We start from the raw sequence: 20,445 nt of genomic DNA on the forward strand, positions 1-20,445 counted from the left end.
TTCTTGGTCGATAACCATTCAAGAAGGCCCTGACGTCTATCCGGGACACGGCACGCCGGAAGCCCCGAAACCCGCCCGCAAGATTACGGCGTCAAGGCACCCGCACCACGCTCAAATCCGTAGAGCCCGATTCCCTTGGGTCGTCTATGCTTCCTCGGTGATTTCCCCCTCCGTGATGCCCAGCCGGCGCTCGGCCCGGGCCGCGACCGCCGAATCGTGGGTCACCATCACGATGGTCAGCCCCTGGCGCCAGAGCTTTTCGAACAGCTCCATGATCTCGTCGCGCGTCGACTCATCCAGGTTGCCGGTCGGTTCGTCGGCCAGCAGCACCTTGGGGTTCTTGGCCAGCGCGCGGGCTATGGCGACGCGCTGCTGCTGGCCGCCCGAGAGTTCCCCGGGAAGATGGGTGGCCCGCTCCCCCAGGCCCACCGATTCCAGCGACGCCGCCGCGCGCCTTGCCCGTTCGGCGGCGGGCAGGTTCAACGGTGCCAGTCCCATCTCGACATTTTCCTGCGCGCTCAGGGTGGGAATGAGGTTGAAGTGCTGGAAGACGAAGCCGATCTCGTGGGCCCGGATGTCGGCCAGTGCCCCGTCGCCCAGGGAGGAGATCGTTTTCCCGGCAAGATCCACGGTCCCCGAGGTTGGCCGGTCAAGTGCCCCAAGCATCTGCAACAGGGTGGTCTTGCCGCCGCCGGTTGGCCCCTGGATGGCCACCAACTGGCCCGCGGGGATTTCAAGTCCAACCCCGTTCAGGGCATGGACGGTGCGGCCTCGCTGCACATAGGTCTTGTGCACCTTCTCCAACCGGAACATGGTCCTTGGGGTCCCCTCTGCGCCGGAGCGATCTTCGGTCAGTGTTTGTTCATTCATCATCTGGTGACTCCTTCGAGGGTCCTAGGCAACCGAGCGCAGTGCTTCGGCAGGGCGCAGGCGCGCTGCGCGCCAGCCGCCAAGAATTCCTGCCAGCAGGCCGCCGGCAATGGCGATGGCCACCGCGATGGCAATCATCGAGGGTGCGACGGGCAGGTTCAGCACCACTTCGGCCGCTTGTGCCATTGCGTTTCCCGCCGCTTCGGGGCCCCCGGGCCGTCCCCCGATGCCCGGGACGCCGGTGGATTCGGCCGCGGCACTGAGCGTCGGGGCGAACAGGTTGATGACGAGGATGCCGCCCAACCCGACCACGATCCCCAGGGCACCGCCCAGCATTGACTGGACCAGGGACTCGCCCGCCACCTGGCGCACAATGCTTGAATTGCGCCACCCGATGGCCTTCAGCGTGCCGAATTCACGCGTGCGTCGTGCCACGCCCGAGAGGGTCAGCAGGATCGCCAGCAGGAATGCCACGGCCAGCACCGCAATCGAAAGCCAGGTGCCCAGCGACGAAACGAGGCCCGCGGCCGTGGACAACGAACCCGAGACCGTCGAGGCCAGGTCCTCCTGCGTGTTCACCGTGTTCTCCGGCAAGGCTGCCTGCAGCCCTTCCTTCACCGCCGGGATCTGGGAGGCGGAGGAAGCCTGCACGTAGATGGTGCTGACCTTGCCGGTGCTGTCGGAGAGCTTCTGCGCAACGTCCAGCGGAATGTAGGTGTTGGAGGCGGTCTCGGCGTCCGCGCCGGATGCCGCAACGATTCCGACGATTCTGAACTTGGTGTCGGCGATCTCCACCTTGTCGTCGAGTTTCAATTCCTCGGTGGTTGCGTAGGCGGAATCGAGAACCACGTTGTTCTTGCCCTTGTCGGCGGCGGTCAGCAAACGCCCTTGCTGCAATGTCGCCGAGGCCAGCGGGCCAATGGTCCCTGCCTGGAAGTCCACGCCCATGACGGTGAAGGAGCTGACGTCGAATTGTCCCCCGCCTCCCATGCCGCCGCCCTGTGGCGGGGTTCCGCCGCTCCCGGGTGTTGTCCCGGAAGTGCTGCGTTGCGGAATCTGGCCGTCAAAGGTCGCGTTGGTCAGAGCCAGCACTCCCGAGGCCGCGGCCACTCCCTCCTGTTTGGCAGCGGTGTCCACCGCCGCGGAGTCAAAGGTTGTTGCCCCGCGGCCGGTGCCAAGCACCGACTGGCTCACCGCCGTTGAACCGTCGGAGGTCGATGTTCCGGCATCCGCCTCGAATTCGAAGCGCGGGCCGGGGGGCCGTTCGCCGTCGCCCGGCGGCGTCGGTGTCGCGCTCACCGTGATGTCTGTGCCGACCCCGTAGACCGCTTCGAGTGCCGCTGATTGCGCGTCGCGCACCCCCGCCGACAGCGAATTGACGATCACGACCAGCCCGATGGCCAGGGCCATGGCGATGGCGATGATGGCGGTCTGTTTCCTTCGTCCCGACAGCTCTCGCCTCAAATACCGTGCGAACATCCCAGTTCCCTTCACTGCGCGAACACTTGCCGCGCCTGATGTTCAAGATATTTCACATTTCTATGCGTTGACTTGGTCAGACCTGTGCCTGGATTAGGTGGGGGCTGTGCGCGGACCATGATTGCGCTGTGTGGGGAAAGCCGCGCACCGCCGCCAACGTGTCGGTTGCAACAGTCCCACCGGCCGCATTCGAACCCGGAGCCAACTAGGCTGGATGGTGGACCCATTCGCAACTTCAATTCGTTGCCCCGTGGGCTCTGACGCAACTTTTCGAGGATCATCTTGCCTTTCACCCTGGCCCACCCGGCTGCCGTCCTGCCCTTCCTGCGCCAACCCTTCGTGCCGATCGCCTTGGTTGCCGGCGCCATGGCACCGGACATCCCGTACTTCGCCATGGTCTCCTCCACCAGCAACGCCTGGTACGCACCCATACTCAACGGCGCCAACTCCCATGACTTTGCGCAGATCCTGACGGTCGGCCTGCCCCTGGCGCTGGTCATGTCCGGCTTCCTCTGGCTCGTGGCCCAACCCCTGCGCTGGGCAACACCGGATGCCTGGGTCCCTGCCAAGACCAAGCTCAAGGGCCGCAAGCCCAGCAGCGCACGCATTGCCCTGTGGATCTTCTATTCCTTGATGCTCGGGCTTGTCACGCACATTGCCTGGGATGCCTTCACCCACTCCCACGGCTGGGTGGTCCAGCAATTGCCGTTCCTTGGTGCCGAACCAATCAGCGGATTCCCCGTGTACCGGATCCTGCAGCACCTGAGCTCCCTGGCGGGACTGGTGGTCATGCTCCTTTGGTACATCAAGCGGGTCAAAGCTGAACCGGTGGCCACGGAAATCAAGCGCACCCGGGGAACCGTGCTTCGGGCCACGCTGGTGGGAACGCTCCTGCTGGTCCCCGCGCTGGCTTCGGCTGGCATTGGAGCATCCGGCGAATTGGCGGCAAATGCCGAGCCCACCGCGGAATCCCTGCTGTGGATCGTCACCACCCGCGGAGGTGCGGCCCTGATCGTCGCGATGGCGGCATATTCCTTGGTTTGGCAGGGCGTGGCATTGGCGAAAAAATTGCGTTCCATGAGCCGTTCCCGGGCCTAGTTTCAACCCGGCCACGCACCGCTGGCCCTGCTCCCATCGGCCAACGTCATGCCCTGGATTCGAAACGCACCACCCGAGCTTCCGGACGCCAAAAATCCGCTTGCCTGTATCGTCGGCCATGGGGCTCAACTTTCACGATGCAGATACTTACTTCCAAATCAACAGTGGCGCGGGTCGCCATTCCTTGCTATGTTGTTGTTTGCCAAAGGCGGGCTTCACCTTGTTGAAGGGGAAGTCATCAACCAGGCGCAACTAATCCATCAGCCGTTTCGAAGCTGCGGAGTGTCGCCTGGGACAGCGCAAGACCAAGGCACCTTTGCTCCAGCACTTCGTCTGGAGCATAAGGAAGTCGCACCATGACCAGCCATACTCTTTCAGCAGCAAACCTCGCGGCAGCCGTCGCCATTGCAGCGGACAACGTCCGCAATGCGGGCGGTCCGTTCGGAGCACTGATCGTCTCCGCAGACGGATCACGCTTCGAGGGCGTCAACAGGGTCACCGCCAACAACGACCCCACCGCCCACGCAGAGGTCACCGCCATCCGCACCGCATGCGCCGCCCTGGGCACCTTCGACTTGTCCGGTGCCGTGCTTTACACCAGCTGCGAGCCCTGCCCCATGTGCCTGGCGTCCGCGCTCTGGGCCCGGATCTCCCGCGTGGTCTACGCCGCCGATAGGCACGAGGCTGCCGCCGCGGGATTCGACGATGCGGCGTTCTACGAGTTCTTCGAGGGCGACCAGGCCGACCGGAGGGCCCTGATGCCGGTCGAGCGCATTGCCGATGACGGGTTCGACCATCGCGAACCCTTCGCATTGTGGTCGAACCTCGACACCCGCATCGAATACTGAGGGTGGCGAATCCCATGACCATCACCAATCCGAACCGTGAAAAGACACAAGCACCCCTGCCGCAACCGGTCATCCGCGCCACGCTGTTGGAGCGTGCCTTCAAGATCGGGCAGCGTGGCTCCAGCGTCAAGCGGGAAATCCGCGGCGGCATCGTCACCTTCTTCACCATGGCCTACATCGTGGTGCTCAACCCGCTGATCCTCGGAGGGTTCAGCGCCGATGCGGCACCGGTGGATGTGGCGGGGAACTTCCTGCCCGCCGCCGCGGTGGGGGCGGCGACCGGTCTGGCCGCAGGGCTGATGACCATTGTCTTTGGCATTGTCGCAAACCTGCCCTTCGGGCTGGCCGCCGGGCTGGGCATCAACTCGTTCCTGGCCGTCTCCGTCATCGGCGACGTCACCTGGCCCGAGGCCATGGGCCTGGTGCTGCTCAACGGCATCGTCATTGTCATCTTTGCCTTGATCGGGGCGCCGTCCCGACGGAAACCGGCAGCGGTGATCCGCCCTGGGCGGTGCGTCTGCAGGATCCGGTGGACCAGTTCGGCACTCAGGCCGGGCTGATCCACCAACGTCAGCAGGGCTGCCGATCCCTCCGGCACCGCAGCCAGGCCCAGGGCAAGCGAGGACCCCATGCCGGTGGCCCAGCGTTCGTTCACCAGCACCGTCGTGTCGCCTTGCCCGTTCAGCTCCGCCGCCACCCGCCGGGCCTCGGCCCCGAGAACCACCACGTGCCCGCAGCCGCCGTCCAGCAGCGCGTGCCGCGCGGATTCCAGCAGGGTCTGCCCGCCGGCCTTGCGCAACAGCGCCTTGGGGCCCAGCCCGAGGCGCGAGCCGGAACCTGCCGCCAGCAGCACGCCGAGAACCGAAGGACGTTGGATTGGGTTGGTCATCTGCCCACTCTGGGGCGCGGCCTCGGCATGGCGCTGGATATGCCACTGGGCTTGGTTGGTTTCACGTGAAACCAACCAAGCCCAGTTGTCTTGCAGATATTCGTCGTGCTACGGCTCCGAAATGAAGCCTTCCTTGACCATCCACTTGAAGGCGACGTCGGCAGGTTCCTCACCGTGGACATCGACCTCAAGGTTCATCGACTGCATTTCCTGATCGGTCAGCAACGGGGAGATCTTCGCAAAGACCTTGTCGATGCCCGGGTACTGTTCAAGGAACTTGCCGTTGAAGACCGGAACCACGTTGTAGGCCGGGAAGTATCCCAGGTCGTCCTCCAACACCGTCAGGTCCAGGGCCTTGATGCGCCCGTCGGTGGTGAAGACCTCGCCGAAGTTGCATGCCCCGGCATCGGTGGCGCTGTAGATCGCACCGGTGTCGTACAGGCCCACGTTCGAGTCCGGGACCGAGTCCGCGGCCCCGCGCTTGAGCCCGTAGAGCTCGAGCATCGGGTTCAGCCCGTCGGAGCGGGAGTTGAATTCCGCGTCGACGCAAAACGTGAGGTCCTTCGGGCTCAGGTCCTTGAGCTGGGAGAGCTTGGTGATGTTGCCCAGCTTCGGGAGTGCCTCGGTGCGCACGGCCATGGCGTAGGTGTTGTTCAACGGGGCGCGTTCGCCCCAGATGACCCCGTTGCCCGCATCCTGGTCTCGGACGCTTTCCCACATTTCCTGCTGGTCGGCGATGCCGTCCTCATGACCCAAATACGTCATCCAGGCGGTACCCGTGTATTCCCACATCATGCTGGCTTGGCCGGACTTCAGCAGTTCGCGTGCGGGCTGGCTGCCCGGCACATTGGTCAGGTCGTTGATCTTGAACCCGGCGGCCTGGCCGGCCAGGACTGCGATCTTTCCGAGAATCAGCTGTTCGGTGTAGTTCTTGGAAGTGACGGTCATGGTCGCGTTCTCCGGCAGGTCCGGAAGCACTTGGATGCTTCCAGGTCCTGCCGGGGGAACGTACGCGGTGGCCGTGGCCAGCCCGCAACCGGTGAGCACTACTCCGGCCGATGCCAGCAGCGCTGCGGCCTTGATCCGTTTTCCAATGCGCATTACTTGAGTCCTTTCGGGCGTGCGAGCTCTTCGACGGCCCGGCCAACCCAGTCAATGAGCAGGGCCAGCATGGCCACCAACAGGGATCCGAAGACCAGCACCGCGGTGAGGCTCAGGTTCACTCCTGTGGTGATCAGGATGCCCAGCCCGCCGCCGTTGATGAAGACGGCCAGGGTGGCGGTGCCGACAAGCAGCACCAATGCGGTGCGGATGCCCGAGAGCATCACCGGGACGGCCAGCGGCAGCTCGACCTTGAAGAGCACGGCCATGGAGGTCATGCCCATCCCGCGTCCGGCTTCAACCAGTCGCTCGTCGACCTGCTTGAGGCCCACCATGGTGTTGGTGAGCACCGGCAGGATGGCATAGAGCACCAGCGAGACGATCGCTGCCCAGAAACCGAAGCCCAGCCAAAAGGCCAGGATGACAATCAGGCCGATGGCCGGGGCTGCCTGGCCGATATTGGCCACGGCCAAGACGGGACCGGTGAAGCGCCGCATCGTGGGACGCGTCAGCACGATCCCCAGCGGGATGGCAATGAGCAGCACGATGACTGCCGCCACCACGGTGAGCTGCAGGTGTTCAACCGTGTAGCCCCACAGCACGCCGGGGGCCAGGGTCGTGCGTTCGGTTTCGGTCAGATCCGCGTTGATGAGCCAAAGCACCAAGGCCAGGAATGCCAGCCCGATGCCAACCAGCTGCAGCCCGAGAATCCGCCAGGGGTGCTCGAGGCGCAGCTTCGGAATGCCGCCCTGCACCGGCGCGGTGGATGCTGTGGTGGAAGCTGTGGTGGAACTCATCGTGGTTCCTCCACATCCTGCAGGTCCCCGGGTGGGTTCCCTCCGTTGTGGCCGTTGGCGGCCAGGGCACCCTCGATGGCAATGGCCGGGATGGCACCGGAGTTCAACCCGACGGGTGCATCGCCCTCGGCCTCGGCGGCAGCGGAATTGGCGGCCGAGATCGCCTCCATGATCGTCTGGACGTTGATGACGCCCAGGAACACGTCGCGTCGGCCGGTGACCACTGCGGTTTCCGAGCTTGCCACCAGCATGGTGTCCAGTGCGTCATTCAGCGTCGCCTGGTCGCCAACCACCGGCATCGACTCGTCGATGGTGTCATCGACGATCTGCAGCCTGGAGAGCTGGCGGCGCGTGAGACGGCGCACCGGGCGGCGGCGCTTGTCCAGCACCACTGCCAGCGGCTGGCCGGCACCCTGCACACGGGAAAGCACATCGCTGGCAAGCTCGCCCGGCAGTGCGGTGACGGCCTCGTTGAGCTTGACCTGGTTCACGCGGGTGAGCGTGAGCTGCTTGAGCCCGGCACCCGAGCCGATGAAATTTTCCACGAATTCGTTGGCCGGGTTGGCCAAGACGCGTTCGGGGGAATCGTATTGGACCAGCTGGGCGCCCTCGTCGAAGACCGCGATCCAGTCGCCGAGCTTGACCGCCTCGTCGAAGTCGTGGGTGACCATGACGATGGTTTTCTGCACCTCGGACTGGATGTTGAGCAGTTCGTCCTGCAGGCGCTGGCGGGTGATGGGGTCAACCGCACCGAAGGGCTCATCCATGAGCAGGACCGGTGGGTCCGCTGCCAGTGCGCGGGCCACGCCCACACGCTGTTGCTGCCCGCCGGAGAGTTCCTTGGGGTATCGGTCTCGGTAAATCGATGGATCCAGAGACACGAGCTCCAGCAGCTCATCGACCCGGGCAGCGATCTTTGCCTTGTCCCAGCCAAGCATCTTGGGCACGATCGCGATGTTCGCGGCAACGGTCATGTGCGGAAAGAGCCCGCCGGCCTGGATCACGTAGCCAATGCGGCGGCGCAGCGTGTCGCCGTCCATCTTGGTCACGTCTTCGCCGTTGATCACGATCTTGCCGCTGCTGGGCTCGATCAGGCGGTTGATCATCTTCAGCGTGGTGGTCTTGCCGCAACCGGAAGGGCCCACGAACATGACGATGCTGCCTGCGGGGATTTCCAGGGTCAGTCCGCCGACGGCGGGCTTGGTTTGGCCCGGGTATTGCTTGGTGACTTGATCAAGCAGAATGGATGCGCCAGTAATGGCGTCGGTGGTCTCAGACACGGATACCTCGCGGGGTTGTGAGTCGGCCGATGCCGATCAGGATGAGATCAAGAATGAAGGCCAGGATGACCACGCCAATCACGCCGACGAGCACAGAGTCGAAGGCCTTGGCACCGCCCGAGCGGGAAAGTCCGGAGAAGATGAATCCGCCAAGGCCTGGGCCCAGCGCGTAGGCGGCAACTGCTGCTACGCCCATGACCATCTGGGCCGAGACTCGAATTCCGGACAGGATCACCGGCCAAGCCATGGGAAGTTCGATGGTGGCAAGGGTGCGCATGCGGCCCATGCCGATGCCGCGTGCCGATTCCACGATGGAGGGCTCGATTCCGGCCAGCCCGACGATCGCGTTGCGGAGGATGGGCAGTGCGGCGAAGAATGCCACGACGATAACTGCCGGGGGGACGCCAAACCCGATCGGTGCAATCAGCAAGCCAATCGCGGCGAAAGATGGAACCGTCAGACCAATGGCAGAGATGCCATTGGCCAAGGAGGATAGAGACTTATTTCGGTAAACCAGCGCCGCGATGACCACGGCGATCAGCGTTGCGAGGATCAGACACTGCGCAACGAGCGAGAAATGCTGCCATGAGGCAAACAATATTTGGCGGTACCTTTCGCCAATAAATTCAAACACATCAAAACCTGCTTCACTTTGGTTACGTAGCCTGCTCTCGTCGGCCCGAACGACCTTGGATACCATGCAAACATACGGGAATAATGGCCCCGCATCTACCTGAGAGGGGCCGTTCGGCGGCATTGTGATTACCTTGCAATTCGTAGAATTTCGTTGAATATATCCGTTGATCACCACATTTAGATCGGCATCGGATTGCAACAATGACTGTCGGGAAATCCTTGCCTACGTAGGGCAGACAATCGCTTTGGGCCTCCAGGACCTTGCAGCCGCCACCTTCGCTTGGGGTGGCGGCAGCAAGCCGCGGGGCAACCGCGTTTCGGCTCGCAAATCAATGATTCGGAAGTAATGAGGCTCACACCGATTCGCAGGTGGCCCACACTTTTCCGGCACAGGATCGGAGCAATTCTTGGGCCGGTGCGCTCTTTTATGGGCCAGCATCGATCCAACTCGCCGATGGCTACGCGGAATATCGCCATGTTCACGGCATTCCGGTGCGGGAACCGGGTTCCGGGCATCGGTCCAACCGGCCCCACGGGCTGTTCCGTGTCCGGTTGCCGCGCGCTGCCCGTGCGAACACCCGGCCGACCCGGATTCACCAAGCTTCACGAGCGCGAATCTGGTGTCACCGCTCCTGTCCGACAAGGTGTCCGGGCAGCAGATGCATTGATCTCGGGCGACATCCTCCAGGTGCCATTCGGCTCGATCCAGGCCACGTTGGGATGGCCGCGTTCAGGCAAGCCCGTGACGTATTCCTGTCAACTCAATATGGATGTTCCACGGCGCAATTCAGGGCATCTGAATGATCGAGAATACCGTTCATTTCAGTGCATGAATATTCATACTCATTCGTCGAATATCGCGCTCCCCGGATGTTCCCCGAAAAGTGGTCTGGGTGGATCATCTTGCATCGATGGAAGTTGCCTGTGGCTCATGGGCAAGGGATGACGAATCCTGGAACGGCCTTCCCCCGATACAGCGGGCTCCACGGCTTCCCACGAAGCAGTATTCTCCACCCAGGAGGGCTCCCTCGCCATCATGTTCAAGCAATCCCTGCAGCAATCCCGGCGAATCCGGCGACTCTCAATCTTGCCTGCGTTGACGGTCGCATTGACGGTATTTTCCAGACCGTGTTAGACATGAGACCTATGTGCCCGTCATTTGCGCTGTTCATTGGGCACTTCGCCGCTGGACCTCTTTATAAGGAAATAGCCGTGGAAAACCTCACCCCCTCAAATTCGACGCTCTCCACGTTGCACAACCGCCGCCCGGCAAGTCCAACCACCGCCGGACGTCCCACCGCCAAAAAACGACGCCAGCCGGTTTCCCCGGCCGCAAACGGCCAATATGCCGTGTCCCTAGTTCACGTCTCCCTTTAATGCGGGGCCACGAAGTGCGCCCCACCGCGGTTCGCACCGCCATCACCCACACACGGCTCCTCGATGGCACCGGAAACCCCGAATACCTGGGCGACATCGTGCTGGAGTCGGGACTCATTGCGGACATCCTCCCGGCAGGATCCTTCAAGGACGACGGAACCACCATTCTCATTGACGGAGCCGGGCTGGTGACCTGCCCGGGATTCATCGACCTGCGCAGTTCCTCGGATACGGCCCCGCTGACGGACCCGGCACGCCACTCGGCACTCACCCAAGGCGTCACCACCGAGGTCCTTGGCCAGAACGGGGCAAACTGCGCCCCACTCACCGATGCTTCGGCATCGCTGCTACGCCACCGGTTGGCCGGCATGGCCCCTGAATGGGCGGACCGCGACGTCCAGTGGCGCACCGTTGGCCAATACCTCGACCACCTCGATTCCGGCACCGGCACGAACACCGCCTACCTGGTGCCAAAGGACGCCGTGCGCGCCCTGGCCATGGGAAGCGCAGCGGTTGCGCCCAGCGCGCAGCAGCTCGTCACAGAGGTCAAGGCCATGGCCGACGCCTTGGAACAAGGCGCAGTGGGCCTGTCGTCTTCCGCTCCGGGTGCTTCGGCAACACCGGCAGAGACCGCCGAACTCGAGGCGCTGTGCGCCGCGGTTGGCGCCTACGGCGGTTATTGGGCACCCACCCGGAATTCCCTGGCGGTTCCCGTCGCCGAGTCCGTCGCCCGGTCCATTGCGCTGGCCTCCAAGACCGGGGTGCCGGTGCACCTGACGCACCTCGCCGCGGACGGCGCAGGGGCTGCAGACCTGTTGTCCGTGCTTGACCGGGCCCTCAAGGCGGGCGTTGACTTGACCTGCGATTCCCACCCGTACCTCGAGAACCCCGGCATGCTGGCCTCGCTGCTGCCCGGCTGGGCACGGGACGGGCAAGACGAAGATGTCCTGGCACGGCTCGATGACCCCGAGGCTGTTGCACGGATCCGCTCCGAGCTCGAGGCCTCCGCTGACATCGACTGGGATGCTGTCACCATCGCCTTCGTGGAGTCCGGGCAGCTTGCGATGCTGGTGGGCCAAAGCATTGCGCGGATCGCAGCGATCCAGTCATCGGACCCGGCCACCACCCTGGTGCGGATCCTACTCACCGACTCATTGGCCACCGGCGTCCTGTACGCCGCGGGCACCGAGGACGACCTGCGGGCCATCATGGGCCACCGTACGCACACCGGTGCCGGCGTCGGATTCCGCTCGGAAGCCGCAGCGCACCCCGGGGGGTGGGGAGCTTTTGCACGCTTTGTCGGAGGCTTCGCCCTTGAGGCCAAGGCCATGGACCTTCCGGCGGCCATCCACCAGCTGACCGGTCGTCCGGCCCAGCGACTGCACCTGGCCAACCGCGGGGTGCTGGCCGCCGGAAACGCCGCCGATGTGCTCGTCTTCGACCCGGATGCCATCATTGACATGGCCACCTTTGCCGATCCGCGGCAACCGGCGGCAGGAATCAACCACGTGTTCGTCAACGGCGTGCCTGCCGTTTCCGAGCACCAACCCACTTCGGCCTTGGCCGGCCGTGCCTTGCGCCGCGGCCCGGAAGGAACCACGCAATCCCTATGAACACACCGGAAATGATCGAGCTGCTCCACCGGGACAAGACCCTGGCGGTGGTGCGCGCCGAGGCCATCACCGACGCCACCGAACTCTGCGGCGCATTGGTCGCCGGGGGCATCAACGCGGTCGAATTCACCTTCACGACCCCCGGCATGCTCACCCACCTGGCCCGGGCAGCCGACACCGTCGAAACGCACGGCGCCATCGTCGGGGCCGGCACCGTACTGCACGCCGACCAGGCGCGCGCCGCCATCGATGCGGGCGCGCGGTTCATCATCGCCCCCGGAATCCGCCCCGAGGTGGCTGAGGTCGCCGTTCAGGCGGGGATCCCCTTCTGCCTGGGCGCCATGACCCCGACCGAGGTCGCGATGGCCCTTGACCTGGGCAGCGCCATGGTCAAGATCTTCCCCGCCGCAACGATGGGTTCGCGCTACCTGCTGGACCTGCAGGTACCGTACCCCGGCGTGCGACTGCTTCCCACCGGCGGCATCACCCTGGCCAACGCCAACGAGTTCCTCGACGCCGGGGCGCTGGCCGTGTGCGTCGACTCCGCGGTCCTTCCCGGGGCCCTGGTGGCGGCCGGCCAGTACGAGGCCATCACCGGGCTCGCCGCGGAATTCACCGCGGCCCTGCACTAGGATCGTGGCTTCGGGCGAATGACAAGGTGCGTCACAGGTGGCTGCGGGCGGTTGCAGGTGTGATGGGATAGGCCCATGAAACTTGCTACGATGCGCCGGCCGGGCGCCACCGACCAGACCTTTGCCGCGCTCATTGAGGGAGATGCCGCGTTCGAACTTTCGGGTTTCGAGGACGTCGGGGCATTCCTTGGCGCACCGGAGGAAGCCCGTCTTGATTCGCTGGATTCCGCCGTCGATTTCGGCACCGCGATTCCGCTGTCAGAGGCCGACTACGCCCCGCTGATCGTGAACCCCGCCAAGGTCTACTGCATCGGACTGAACTACAGGAACCACATTGCCGAGGTCGGCAAGGAGGAACCGGAATTCCCCACGGTCTTCACCAAGTTCGCTTCCTCGCTGACCGGGGCCAACGACGGAATCGAGATCCCGGCCGAGGACCACCGCATCGACTGGGAGGGTGAGCTGGCCGTCATCATCGGCGAGCCCGGGCGCCGCATCGCCGAGGCCGAGGCCCACAAGCACATTGCCGGCTACGCGGTCTCCAACGACGTGTCCATGCGCGGCTACCAGGGCCGCACCACCGAGTGGACCCAGGGCAAGTGCTGGGATGCGGCTTCCCCGCTGGGCCCCTGGCTGGTCAGCGCCGAGGACTTCGCGCAGGGCGCGAAGATCACCACGCGCGTGAACGGCGAAGTCGTCCAGGAGGATTCGACCGCCGACCTGGTCTTCTCCCCCTCCGCGCTGGTGGCCTACCTGTCGGTGTTCAACGAGCTGCGCCCCGGCGATGTCATCCTCACCGGGACCCCCGCCGGAGTGGCCCTGGGCCGGCGCAACGAGGCCGGACGCCACCCGTGGCTGAAGGCCGGGGACGTGCTGGAAACCTCCATCGAGTCGCTGGGCACCAGCCGCAACGTCTTGAGCTGATTCCGGCGGCGCGGCGGCAATCCTTGGGCCGCGCCGTCCGGACCACGTAACACCGCATGGATTTCGGGCCGCGAATCGTAGGCTAGGGCCCATGACCTTTACGACTTGTGACCTCTTTGACGCCGATGAATCCCTGCAGTCGGTATCCCTGCAACTTGAAAACCTCGGTGCCCACCCGCGCTTCAGCGGACCGGTGCGCACGGTGCGCTGCTACCGCGACAATGGCCTGGTCAAGTCCCTGCTCAACTCCCCCGGAGACGGCGCAGTGCTGGTGGTTGACGGTGCAGGGTCGCTGGAGTCGGCACTGATGGGCGACATGATTGCCGCCGCCGCCGTCACCAACGGCTGGGCCGGGGTCGTGATCTTCGGGGCGATCCGCGACCGCGTGGCCCTGGCCGGCACCCCGCTGGGCATCAAGGCCCTGGGCTCGAACCCGCGCAAGAGCGCCAAGGACTCGGTCGGAGCGGTGGACATCCCCGTGGAATTCGGCGGGGCCACCTTCACCCCGGGAGCCACCCTGTATTCGGACGAGGACGGAATCCTCGTCACCGACTGACCAGGCTCGGGGCTTCCCGTTTCGGCAGTGGATTCCCCTTGCCGAAGCGGCGACCGGATGTTGGCGGTGGATCTGCGTGGGGCAACCGCCTCGATTATTCCCGGATATGCCCTCCGGGCAATTGAATGCCGGCACCCGGCCGTGGCCGTTGTTCTTCGGTAGGCTCAAACCCAAGCACAAGGCCGGAGCACACGCTCCGGGGTCAACGAGCGGAAGAACAGGTCAATCATGAAGGTTACGATCATTGGCGGCCACGGCAAGGTCGCGCTGCTGGCAGCCGCCGAGTTGGCCAAGCGCGGGGACACCGTCACCTCGATCATCCGCAACCCCGACCACGTCGCCGACATCGCCGCCACGGGCGCAACGGCCCTGGTGCTGGATATCGAAAATGCCTCGGCTGCCGAGATGGCCGAGGTGTTCAAGGGTGCCGACGCGATCGTCTGGTCCGCGGGAGCCGGCGGCGGAAACCCGGACCGCACCTACGCGGTGGACCGCGACGCGGCCATCCGCTCCATGATCGCGGCCGAGCTCGCCGGCATCGCACGCTACGTGATGGTCTCCTTCCTCACCGCCAGCAACGACCACCTGGTTCCGCTCGATGACCCGTTCTACCCGTACATGGCGGCCAAGATCGCCGCCGACGAGCACCTGCGCGCGAGCGCCCTGGACTACACCATCCTGGGCCCCGGGGCGCTGACACTTGCCGAACCCACCGGGCTGCTGAGCCCGGACCCGGACCCGGCGTCCGACACCTCGACTTCCCGGGGCAACACGGCCCTGGCCATCGTCGCGGCCCTGGACGAACCGGCAAGCGTCGGAAAAACCATCAATTTCACCGACGGGACCCTCCCGGTCGCGGAGGTCGTCGCCGGAGCCTAGCGCCTCGTCTGCCAGGCCCGGTTCATTGACAGGTGCGGGCGCGGCACGCAGGATGGGGCATAAGCCACCCGCACCGCCCTTGGGAGTATCGCCGTGAACGCAGCAGTTCCAAACGCCACCCTGTCCGTCGCCGCGATCCTGGCCGAGGGCGCCAAGCGCCACGGCGAGCTGCCCGCCATCACCCTGGGCGAAGCCAGCACCAGCTACCGGGAGCTCTGGGACCAGACCCGCGCCTACGCCGGGGCGCTGCGCGAAGCCGGGGTCAAGGACGGGGACAGGGTCGCCATCCTGATCCCGAACGTCACCGACTTCGCACGCGTCTATTACGCGGTGCTGGCCCTGGGAGCGGTGGCGGTGCCCATCCATGCGCTGCTCAAGCGCCACGAAATCGAATACGTGCTCACCGATGCCGAGGCCAAGCTGATGGTGTGTGCTGCCCCGCTGCTGGTCGAGGGCGCCGCGGGAGCGGTTGCCGCCGGCGCCAGCGTGCTGACCGTGCTTTCCCCCGAGGCCGGGGAGTTCGCCCGGCTCGAGGACCTGGCCCGGGCTGCGTCCCCCATCGACACCTACGTCCCGCGCGGCCCGCTGGACATCGCCACGATCCTGTACACCTCGGGAACCACCGGCAAGCCCAAGGGCGCCATGGGCACCCACTTTGCCCTGGTCGAGCAGGTCAACGTGCTGCTGATGAACACCTTCGACATGCGCCGCGGCGACAAGATCTTCGGCGGGCTGCCGCTGTTCCACACCTTCGGGCAGACCGTGGCACTGAACGCCGGGTTGCGCGCCGGGGCCGAGATCCTGCTGCTGCCCAAGTTCACCGGCGAGGCCGCCCTGTCCATGCTGCTCGATCAGGGCGTGAACATCTTCATCGGGGTCCCGACCATGTACGTGGGGCTGCTGGCCGCTGCCAAGGCCCGGCCGGAGCCTGCCCCGTCGCTGCGCTATGCGGTCTCCGGGGGCGCAGCCCTGCCGCTGGCCATCCTCGATGGCTTCCGCGAGCACTTCGGCGCCACCATCCACGAGGGGTACGGGCTGACGGAGACCTCCCCGGTGGCCTCCTTCAACCACGTGGGCACCGAGCCGCGGCCCGGCACCGTGGGCCAGGCGATCTGGGGCGTGGACATCGAGGTGGCGCGACCCGCGGTCCACGATGCCATCGAGTTGCTGGGGGCCGGCGAGTTGGGCGAGTTGGTGGTGCGCGGACACAACCTCTTCTCCGGGTACCTGAACCGGCCCGAGGCCACCGCCGAGGCCATGGTCGATGGCTGGTTCCGCACCGGGGACCTGGGCACCAAGGACTCCGAGGGCTACATCACCATCGTGGACCGCAAGAAGGACATGATCCTGCGCAACGGCTACAACGTGTACCCGCGCGAGGTCGAGGAGGTGCTGATCGCCCATCCGGAGATCACCAACGTGGCGGTCTTCGGGGTGCCGGATGAGACGCACGGGCAGGAAATCGTGGCGGCCGTGACGCTGGTGGCCGGAAGCCTGCTGGAGGCCAGGGCCATTGTGGATTACGCACAGGAACGGCTTGCCGCCTACAAGTACCCGCGGCTGGTCCAGATCGTTGTCGAATTCCCGCTGGGCCCCAGCGGGAAGATCCTCAAGCGCGAGCTGGTTTCCCGCTACATCGAGGAATAGGCCGCGCCCGTCACGGACGGATGGCCGTGCCCAGGCTCAGCGCGGACTCGAATCGCGGTGCCCCGGGCAGGTAGAAGGTGTCCAGCCCGGTGATCTCGAAGCCCGCTTCGCGCAGCATCTCCGCCGTGGAGCGGGTGAGGTGGCAGCCGCCGGCCAACGCCTTCTGGACGGGCTCGACCCTTCGCTGGAAGCGCGCGACCTTTTCATCGGGTGCCAGTCCGTGCTCGAGGAAGTGCAGCGCCGCCCCGGGCTTGAGCACCCGGCGGATCTGCGCCAGCGCCGCGCCCGGGTCCGGGACGGTGCACAGCGTGAACGTGCTCAGGGCCGCATCGAAACCGCCGTCTTCTTCGGCCAACGACTGGCCATCAAGGGATCCACGCAGGATCCTGGTGGCGGAGGAGGCACGCGCCGGGGCCGAGAGCCTCCATGCGGTGTCGGAGGGTTCGATGGCCACCAGCTCGGTGACGGCCGCCGGATAGTGCGGCACGTTGGTGCCCGAACCGAACCCCAGCTCCAGTACCTTCCCGCGCAGTCCGGTGCATGTCCTGGCGCGCAGCGGGGCCAGCGAGGCGTTGCCGCAGGAGTACGCGACCAGGCGCGGCAGAATGTGCTTTTCGTAGAGGCTGGCCATCAGGATCCACCGCGCGGGCGGGTTCTTGGTTCCGGGTTCATGCCTCAAGTCTCTGCCCGCGCGCCGCAGGACACAAGGACGCGGCAAACAGCTCGGCCCCCGACCCGGAGCAGAGCTCCGGGTCGGGGGCCGAGGGAAGGAATGGGGGCCTAGGCGTTCCACAATCCGTAGGAATCGGCCAGGTCGGCGATCTTCTGCGCACGGGCCAGACGCGGCAGGTACGAACCGTCGCCCACCGAAGCGCCGGCGGCGTGTGCCTCGAGCATTTCGTGGGCCCAGGACAGCTCGTCGATGCTCGGCGAGAGGCCAAGGTTGATCTCGTCGACCTGCGTGCGCGAGAGCGCCAGCTTGCCGGTCATGCCCATCGAGGCGGTGACGGCGGAGTCGGCCAGGACCTCGGCGGCTTCCGCGCCCGGTGCAGGGGGGCCGTCGATGGCGCCGGGGAGCTTGCCCACACGGGAGGCCACCACGAGCTTGCCGCGGGCGTAGGCCAGGGCCAGCGGATCACCGGAGACGCCGGTGTCCTTGCGGAAGTCGTTGACGCCAAAGGCCAGGCGGAAGGTTCCGGGGGCCGAGGCGATGGCGGTGGCGTTCTCGATGCCGAGCGCCGTTTCAACCAGGGCGAGCACCGGGGTGCCTGCCTGCAGGCGCATGGCCGTGTAGGTGACCTGCTCCGGCTTCTCGGTCATTGCGAGCATGACCCCGCGCAGGCCCGGGGCCTTGGACAGCTCGGCCAGGTCCCTGGCCCAGAAGTCGGTGTCGATGCCGTTGACTCGCACCCAGGCGGTCATGCCCGTTGACAGGGCCTCGACCACGGCGTCGCGGGCCGCTTCCTTCTTGTCATCCGGGACGGCTGCTTCCATGTCGAAGATCACCGAATCGGCCTCGGACGCGAGGGCCGGGCCGAAGTCCTCGGGCTTCGAGGCGTTGACAAGCAGCCAGGAGCGGGAGAGTTTTGCTGGAAGGTTAGCTGCGCGACGATTACGGAATGCCATGCCTCCAGCCTACCGATAACCCGTGCCAAGGTACCAACGCGAACGGCGCCGCGAGCGTTCCATGTCGCGAAAGGGCGTCAAACCCATGTTTGACGCCCGTAAGCGTCGAGAATGTTTCGCGCGCGGCGTCAAATGGGCGTATCGTTCTTCGGCACTGCATCGGCCGTCACAGGCGAACGCGCACCATGGCAGAAAAGACGGCACGACCTCAGGTGGCGGGAACCTTCACGCCGGCCACCACGATTTCCGGGCGTGCTTCATGTTCGTGTGGACCATCATCCTGGCCAGCTACATCGTTTACCAGCGTCGCCGCCCGCATCTGCAGGGGGAAGGCACGTTCAAGATGCCCGGCGGACTGTTCCTGCCCTCCGGGGTGCTGGCGTTCCTCGCCTTCATCGCCTTGGGCTCCCACTGCCCGGCCAAACACCCTCGCCGCGAGGGTCTTCACCCCGCGGTGGTTCTTGGCCCTGGGTCCCGGGTTGCCCGATGCCGCGCCGGAATCCGCAACATGCGGCGATCCGTGCCGAGCACGACGCCAGGGTCGCGCGTGCATCCCGAGCGCCGGGCCCACCTGCTTGCCCAACTCCCCCGTGCACGCGCCGGAAGGCAGGTAGCAACCATCGCCTCAGCATCAGTTCAGGCAGATCGGCTGGGTGCTCTTGCGTTCGGACGGGTTGGGATCACAGGGGGCGACCTGCAGCAAGACAAAATTTGGTCCGTAGAGGTCGAGCGCCACGTCGCACTGCGCCTTGTAGAGGGATTCGGAGATCAAGCGGACCCACTGCCCGTGGAATTCGAAAACGTCGCCTTCCCCATAGCCTCCGCCCCGTTGCAGCAGTGTGCCGGCCAGGTGGTGCATCAGGCCCGGGGTCCCTTCGGGAAACTCGGTGAAATCCTCCATCCCGGCAATCAGCTCTGGAAGCCCTTTCTCCGTCAGTCCCACCGTGTAGCAAACGTGTTGCCGGAGTTCCGAGTCCGCGTCGATGACCCTGCCGTAGCCTTCCCGTCGAATCAAGTCGCGAATCGGTTGCAGAAACGCCACATCCTCCGGATCCACTGCTGGTCCAAACAACATCTTCAGGCCTCCTGTTCCCAGCGTTTCCGGGCCGCGGCCGGTCCGTACCCGGCTGGCGTGGAAACGGGATTGAATCGGAGCGCCGGGGTGACCGGAGGCACCTCGCGATCCATGAAATGGATTTCCAGCACCCGGGTGCCGTGCCCGTAGCGGGCGTAGGCACCCAGGGCGTACTTGGTGGCCCCGCGCATGGTGGAGAAATACAGCAACCTCCCATCCACCCAGTTTGCGGTGTGCCCGTTGTCGAAGTGTTCGCGGCGGTCGAGCACCGCCGAGACGAAGCCGCTGAACATCTTGTTGGTGTCGGCCATGTCCAGCCCGCGCACCAGGAACTCCGGTTCACCACGCTTGGTGAGCCCCATGGTGTAACCGAAGCGCCGACGGGGGTTCGGGTCCTCCACGTATTGGAAGGCCCAACCGTGCTGTTCGATCAGGTTGTTGATGTGGCGTTCGACTTCCGCGGCCGACCACCCGTCGCATTGGAGGCACATGGTTCCCGCTCCTTGATTCAATATGATCTTTCGCTGACACCACCAAGTGTTCGCCGTTCCCCCGATGCTGTGGGGCGTTTCTTGAAAATTGTGGATAACTTACCGGACGTATGACGACGACGGATTCGACGACCCGGAACACGGGTCTTTGCGCCTCTGTCCCGGTGTTGGCGATCGAGCCATCCCGGCCCGTGCTTTGCCCCGGGCGCCGATGCCTCCGTCCAATGCCGGCCGTCGGAACGTTTCCGGCTCGTGGCCAGGGGTGTCGGTTCGTTGCCGGCGGTGGCGCGGACTTGGGTTCCCGAATTGACCGGCACACGGTTGGCGCCCCTCCCCGCGTCAGCGTGGACCGATCCCCCGCAAGCGGTCAGGGCCAACAAGGCACCGACTGCCGCGAGGACCAACGGCGTTCCCTTGACAAGAACCCAGGTGGTGGCGTGGCGCGGGTCCACGGATCGGGAGTTGCCGGTCGGTTCTTTCCGGTACGTCGGCTGGCGATTTGTCAAGCCCCGGGTTTGGTGGAGGGTTTATTAGACCCGTTCCATCGTTTTGATGGCGGGCAGGTTTGAGTAGTAATTGGTTTCTGCTTCCACGGGTGGGATGTATCCGATTTCGCCGTGGAGGCGC

19 protein-coding genes and 2 pseudogenes are annotated in these 20,445 nt (G+C 65.3%); 9 read left to right on the plus strand and 12 right to left on the minus strand.

Annotated features, from left to right (window positions below):
- Nucleotides 1-144: 144 nt before the first annotated feature.
- Both DQ353_RS20120 and DQ353_RS20125 read right to left on the minus strand, forming a co-directional pair.
- Nucleotides 145-813 (minus strand): ABC transporter ATP-binding protein, encoded by a 669-nt coding sequence (locus tag DQ353_RS20120; protein ID WP_113764988.1) that lies wholly within the window; start codon nt 811-813, stop codon nt 145-147.
- A gap of 81 nt (nt 814-894) precedes the next feature.
- Nucleotides 895-2,349 carry an ABC transporter permease gene (locus DQ353_RS20125; protein ID WP_113764964.1) on the minus strand — a complete coding sequence of 485 codons (1,455 nt, stop codon included), beginning with the start codon at nt 2,347-2,349 and terminating at the stop codon, nt 895-897.
- Nucleotides 2,350-2,631: 282 nt separating this feature from the next.
- Here DQ353_RS20125 and DQ353_RS20130 point away from each other — a divergent pair, with 282 nt between their 5' ends.
- The 3 genes and pseudogenes from DQ353_RS20130 to DQ353_RS22460 all read left to right on the plus strand — a co-directional run.
- Nucleotides 2,632-3,447 (plus strand): DUF4184 family protein, encoded by an 816-nt coding sequence (locus DQ353_RS20130; RefSeq protein WP_181578529.1) that lies wholly within the window; start codon nt 2,632-2,634, stop codon nt 3,445-3,447.
- 356 nt (nt 3,448-3,803) lie between these two features.
- Nucleotides 3,804-4,295 (plus strand): nucleoside deaminase, encoded by a 492-nt coding sequence (locus tag DQ353_RS20135; RefSeq protein WP_113764967.1) that lies wholly within the window; start codon nt 3,804-3,806, stop codon nt 4,293-4,295.
- A gap of 14 nt (nt 4,296-4,309) precedes the next feature.
- Nucleotides 4,310-4,762, plus strand: a pseudogene (locus tag DQ353_RS22460) (NCS2 family permease); the annotation flags it as partial.
- 59 nt (nt 4,763-4,821) lie between these two features.
- Here DQ353_RS22460 and DQ353_RS22465 read toward each other — a convergent pair.
- The 5 genes and pseudogenes from DQ353_RS22465 to DQ353_RS20160 form a co-directional block, all read right to left on the minus strand.
- Nucleotides 4,822-5,184, minus strand: a pseudogene (locus DQ353_RS22465) (nucleotidyltransferase family protein); the annotation flags it as partial.
- 108 nt (nt 5,185-5,292) lie between these two features.
- The gene (locus DQ353_RS20145; protein WP_113764969.1) at nt 5,293-6,285 is read right to left on the minus strand and encodes a glycine betaine ABC transporter substrate-binding protein; all 993 of its coding nucleotides are present in this window, start codon (nt 6,283-6,285) and stop codon (nt 5,293-5,295) included.
- A complete protein-coding gene (locus DQ353_RS20150) occupies nt 6,285-7,082 on the minus strand; it encodes an ABC transporter permease (RefSeq protein WP_113764971.1) in 798 nt (265 codons plus the stop codon). The genes DQ353_RS20145 and DQ353_RS20150 overlap by 1 nt, the downstream gene beginning before the upstream one ends.
- Entirely contained in the window at nt 7,079-8,362 is a 1,284-nt protein-coding gene (locus tag DQ353_RS20155) for an ABC transporter ATP-binding protein (protein WP_113764973.1), read from the minus strand. The genes DQ353_RS20150 and DQ353_RS20155 overlap by 4 nt, the downstream gene beginning before the upstream one ends.
- Nucleotides 8,355-8,996: an ABC transporter permease gene (locus tag DQ353_RS20160; protein WP_113764975.1), complete on the minus strand. Its 642-nt coding sequence runs from the start codon at nt 8,994-8,996 to the stop codon at nt 8,355-8,357. Before DQ353_RS20160 ends, DQ353_RS20155 begins: the two co-directional genes overlap by 8 nt.
- Before the next feature lie 1,378 nt (nt 8,997-10,374).
- On the opposite strand from DQ353_RS20160, the gene DQ353_RS20165 reads away from it, so the two are divergent.
- The 6 genes from DQ353_RS20165 (at nt 10,375) to DQ353_RS20190 (ending at nt 16,626) form a co-directional block, all read left to right on the plus strand.
- Nucleotides 10,375-11,988: an N-acyl-D-amino-acid deacylase family protein gene (locus DQ353_RS20165; protein WP_146755357.1), complete on the plus strand. Its 1,614-nt coding sequence runs from the start codon at nt 10,375-10,377 to the stop codon at nt 11,986-11,988.
- Nucleotides 11,985-12,620, plus strand: coding sequence for a bifunctional 4-hydroxy-2-oxoglutarate aldolase/2-dehydro-3-deoxy-phosphogluconate aldolase (locus tag DQ353_RS20170; RefSeq protein WP_113764978.1), 636 nt, complete (start codon nt 11,985-11,987; stop codon nt 12,618-12,620). Before DQ353_RS20165 ends, DQ353_RS20170 begins: the two co-directional genes overlap by 4 nt.
- Before the next feature lie 75 nt (nt 12,621-12,695).
- The gene (locus DQ353_RS20175; protein WP_113764979.1) at nt 12,696-13,544 is read left to right on the plus strand and encodes a fumarylacetoacetate hydrolase family protein; all 849 of its coding nucleotides are present in this window, start codon (nt 12,696-12,698) and stop codon (nt 13,542-13,544) included.
- Nucleotides 13,545-13,635: 91 nt separating this feature from the next.
- On the plus strand, nt 13,636-14,100 hold the full coding sequence (rraA, locus tag DQ353_RS20180; protein ID WP_113764980.1) for a ribonuclease E activity regulator RraA: 465 nt from the start codon (nt 13,636-13,638) through the stop codon (nt 14,098-14,100).
- A gap of 225 nt (nt 14,101-14,325) precedes the next feature.
- A complete protein-coding gene (locus DQ353_RS20185) occupies nt 14,326-14,979 on the plus strand; it encodes an SDR family oxidoreductase (protein WP_181578530.1) in 654 nt (217 codons plus the stop codon).
- Nucleotides 14,980-15,072: 93 nt separating this feature from the next.
- The gene (locus DQ353_RS20190) at nt 15,073-16,626 is read left to right on the plus strand and encodes a long-chain-fatty-acid--CoA ligase (protein ID WP_113764982.1); all 1,554 of its coding nucleotides are present in this window, start codon (nt 15,073-15,075) and stop codon (nt 16,624-16,626) included.
- Nucleotides 16,627-16,636: 10 nt separating this feature from the next.
- Here DQ353_RS20190 and DQ353_RS20195 read toward each other — a convergent pair whose 3' ends face one another.
- The 5 genes from DQ353_RS20195 to DQ353_RS20215 form a co-directional block, all read right to left on the minus strand.
- Nucleotides 16,637-17,257: a class I SAM-dependent methyltransferase gene (locus DQ353_RS20195; protein ID WP_113764983.1), complete on the minus strand. Its 621-nt coding sequence runs from the start codon at nt 17,255-17,257 to the stop codon at nt 16,637-16,639.
- Nucleotides 17,258-17,406: 149 nt separating this feature from the next.
- Nucleotides 17,407-18,252 (minus strand): HpcH/HpaI aldolase/citrate lyase family protein, encoded by an 846-nt coding sequence (locus DQ353_RS20200; protein WP_113764984.1) that lies wholly within the window; start codon nt 18,250-18,252, stop codon nt 17,407-17,409.
- Between the two features lie 208 nt (nt 18,253-18,460).
- Nucleotides 18,461-18,700 carry a hypothetical protein gene (locus tag DQ353_RS20205; RefSeq protein ID WP_146755358.1) on the minus strand — a complete coding sequence of 80 codons (240 nt, stop codon included), beginning with the start codon at nt 18,698-18,700 and terminating at the stop codon, nt 18,461-18,463.
- A 183-nt stretch (nt 18,701-18,883) separates the two neighbouring features.
- A complete protein-coding gene (locus DQ353_RS20210; RefSeq protein ID WP_146755359.1) occupies nt 18,884-19,309 on the minus strand; it encodes a hypothetical protein in 426 nt (141 codons plus the stop codon).
- Nucleotides 19,310-19,329: 20 nt separating this feature from the next.
- Nucleotides 19,330-19,818, minus strand: a complete 489-nt coding sequence (locus DQ353_RS20215) for a DUF4262 domain-containing protein (RefSeq protein ID WP_113764987.1) — start codon at nt 19,816-19,818, stop codon at nt 19,330-19,332.
- Nucleotides 19,819-20,445: the final 627 nt, after the last annotated feature.

The organism is Arthrobacter sp. AQ5-05 (assembly GCF_003287975.1).
In the GTDB taxonomy this organism is placed as follows: Bacteria; Actinomycetota; Actinomycetes; order Actinomycetales; family Micrococcaceae; genus Paeniglutamicibacter.

Coding starts and splice junctions, on each gene's coding strand:
- DQ353_RS20125 (WP_113764964.1), bottom strand. CDS start 2,349: ATGTTCGCACGGTATTTGAGGCGAGAGCTGTCGGGACGAAGGAAACAG.
- DQ353_RS20215 (WP_113764987.1), bottom strand. CDS start 19,818: ATGTGCCTCCAATGCGACGGGTGGTCGGCCGCGGAAGTCGAACGCCAC.
- DQ353_RS20165 (WP_146755357.1), top strand. CDS start 10,375: ATGCGGGGCCACGAAGTGCGCCCCACCGCGGTTCGCACCGCCATCACC.
- DQ353_RS20135 (WP_113764967.1), top strand. CDS start 3,804: ATGACCAGCCATACTCTTTCAGCAGCAAACCTCGCGGCAGCCGTCGCC.
- DQ353_RS20200 (WP_113764984.1), bottom strand. CDS start 18,252: ATGGCATTCCGTAATCGTCGCGCAGCTAACCTTCCAGCAAAACTCTCC.
- DQ353_RS20145 (WP_113764969.1), bottom strand. CDS start 6,285: ATGCGCATTGGAAAACGGATCAAGGCCGCAGCGCTGCTGGCATCGGCC.
- DQ353_RS20120 (WP_113764988.1), bottom strand. CDS start 813: ATGTTCCGGTTGGAGAAGGTGCACAAGACCTATGTGCAGCGAGGCCGC.
- rraA (WP_113764980.1), top strand. CDS start 13,636: ATGACCTTTACGACTTGTGACCTCTTTGACGCCGATGAATCCCTGCAG.
- DQ353_RS20150 (WP_113764971.1), bottom strand. CDS start 7,082: ATGAGTTCCACCACAGCTTCCACCACAGCATCCACCGCGCCGGTGCAG.
- DQ353_RS20170 (WP_113764978.1), top strand. CDS start 11,985: ATGAACACACCGGAAATGATCGAGCTGCTCCACCGGGACAAGACCCTG.
- DQ353_RS20195 (WP_113764983.1), bottom strand. CDS start 17,257: ATGGCCAGCCTCTACGAAAAGCACATTCTGCCGCGCCTGGTCGCGTAC.
- DQ353_RS20175 (WP_113764979.1), top strand. CDS start 12,696: ATGAAACTTGCTACGATGCGCCGGCCGGGCGCCACCGACCAGACCTTT.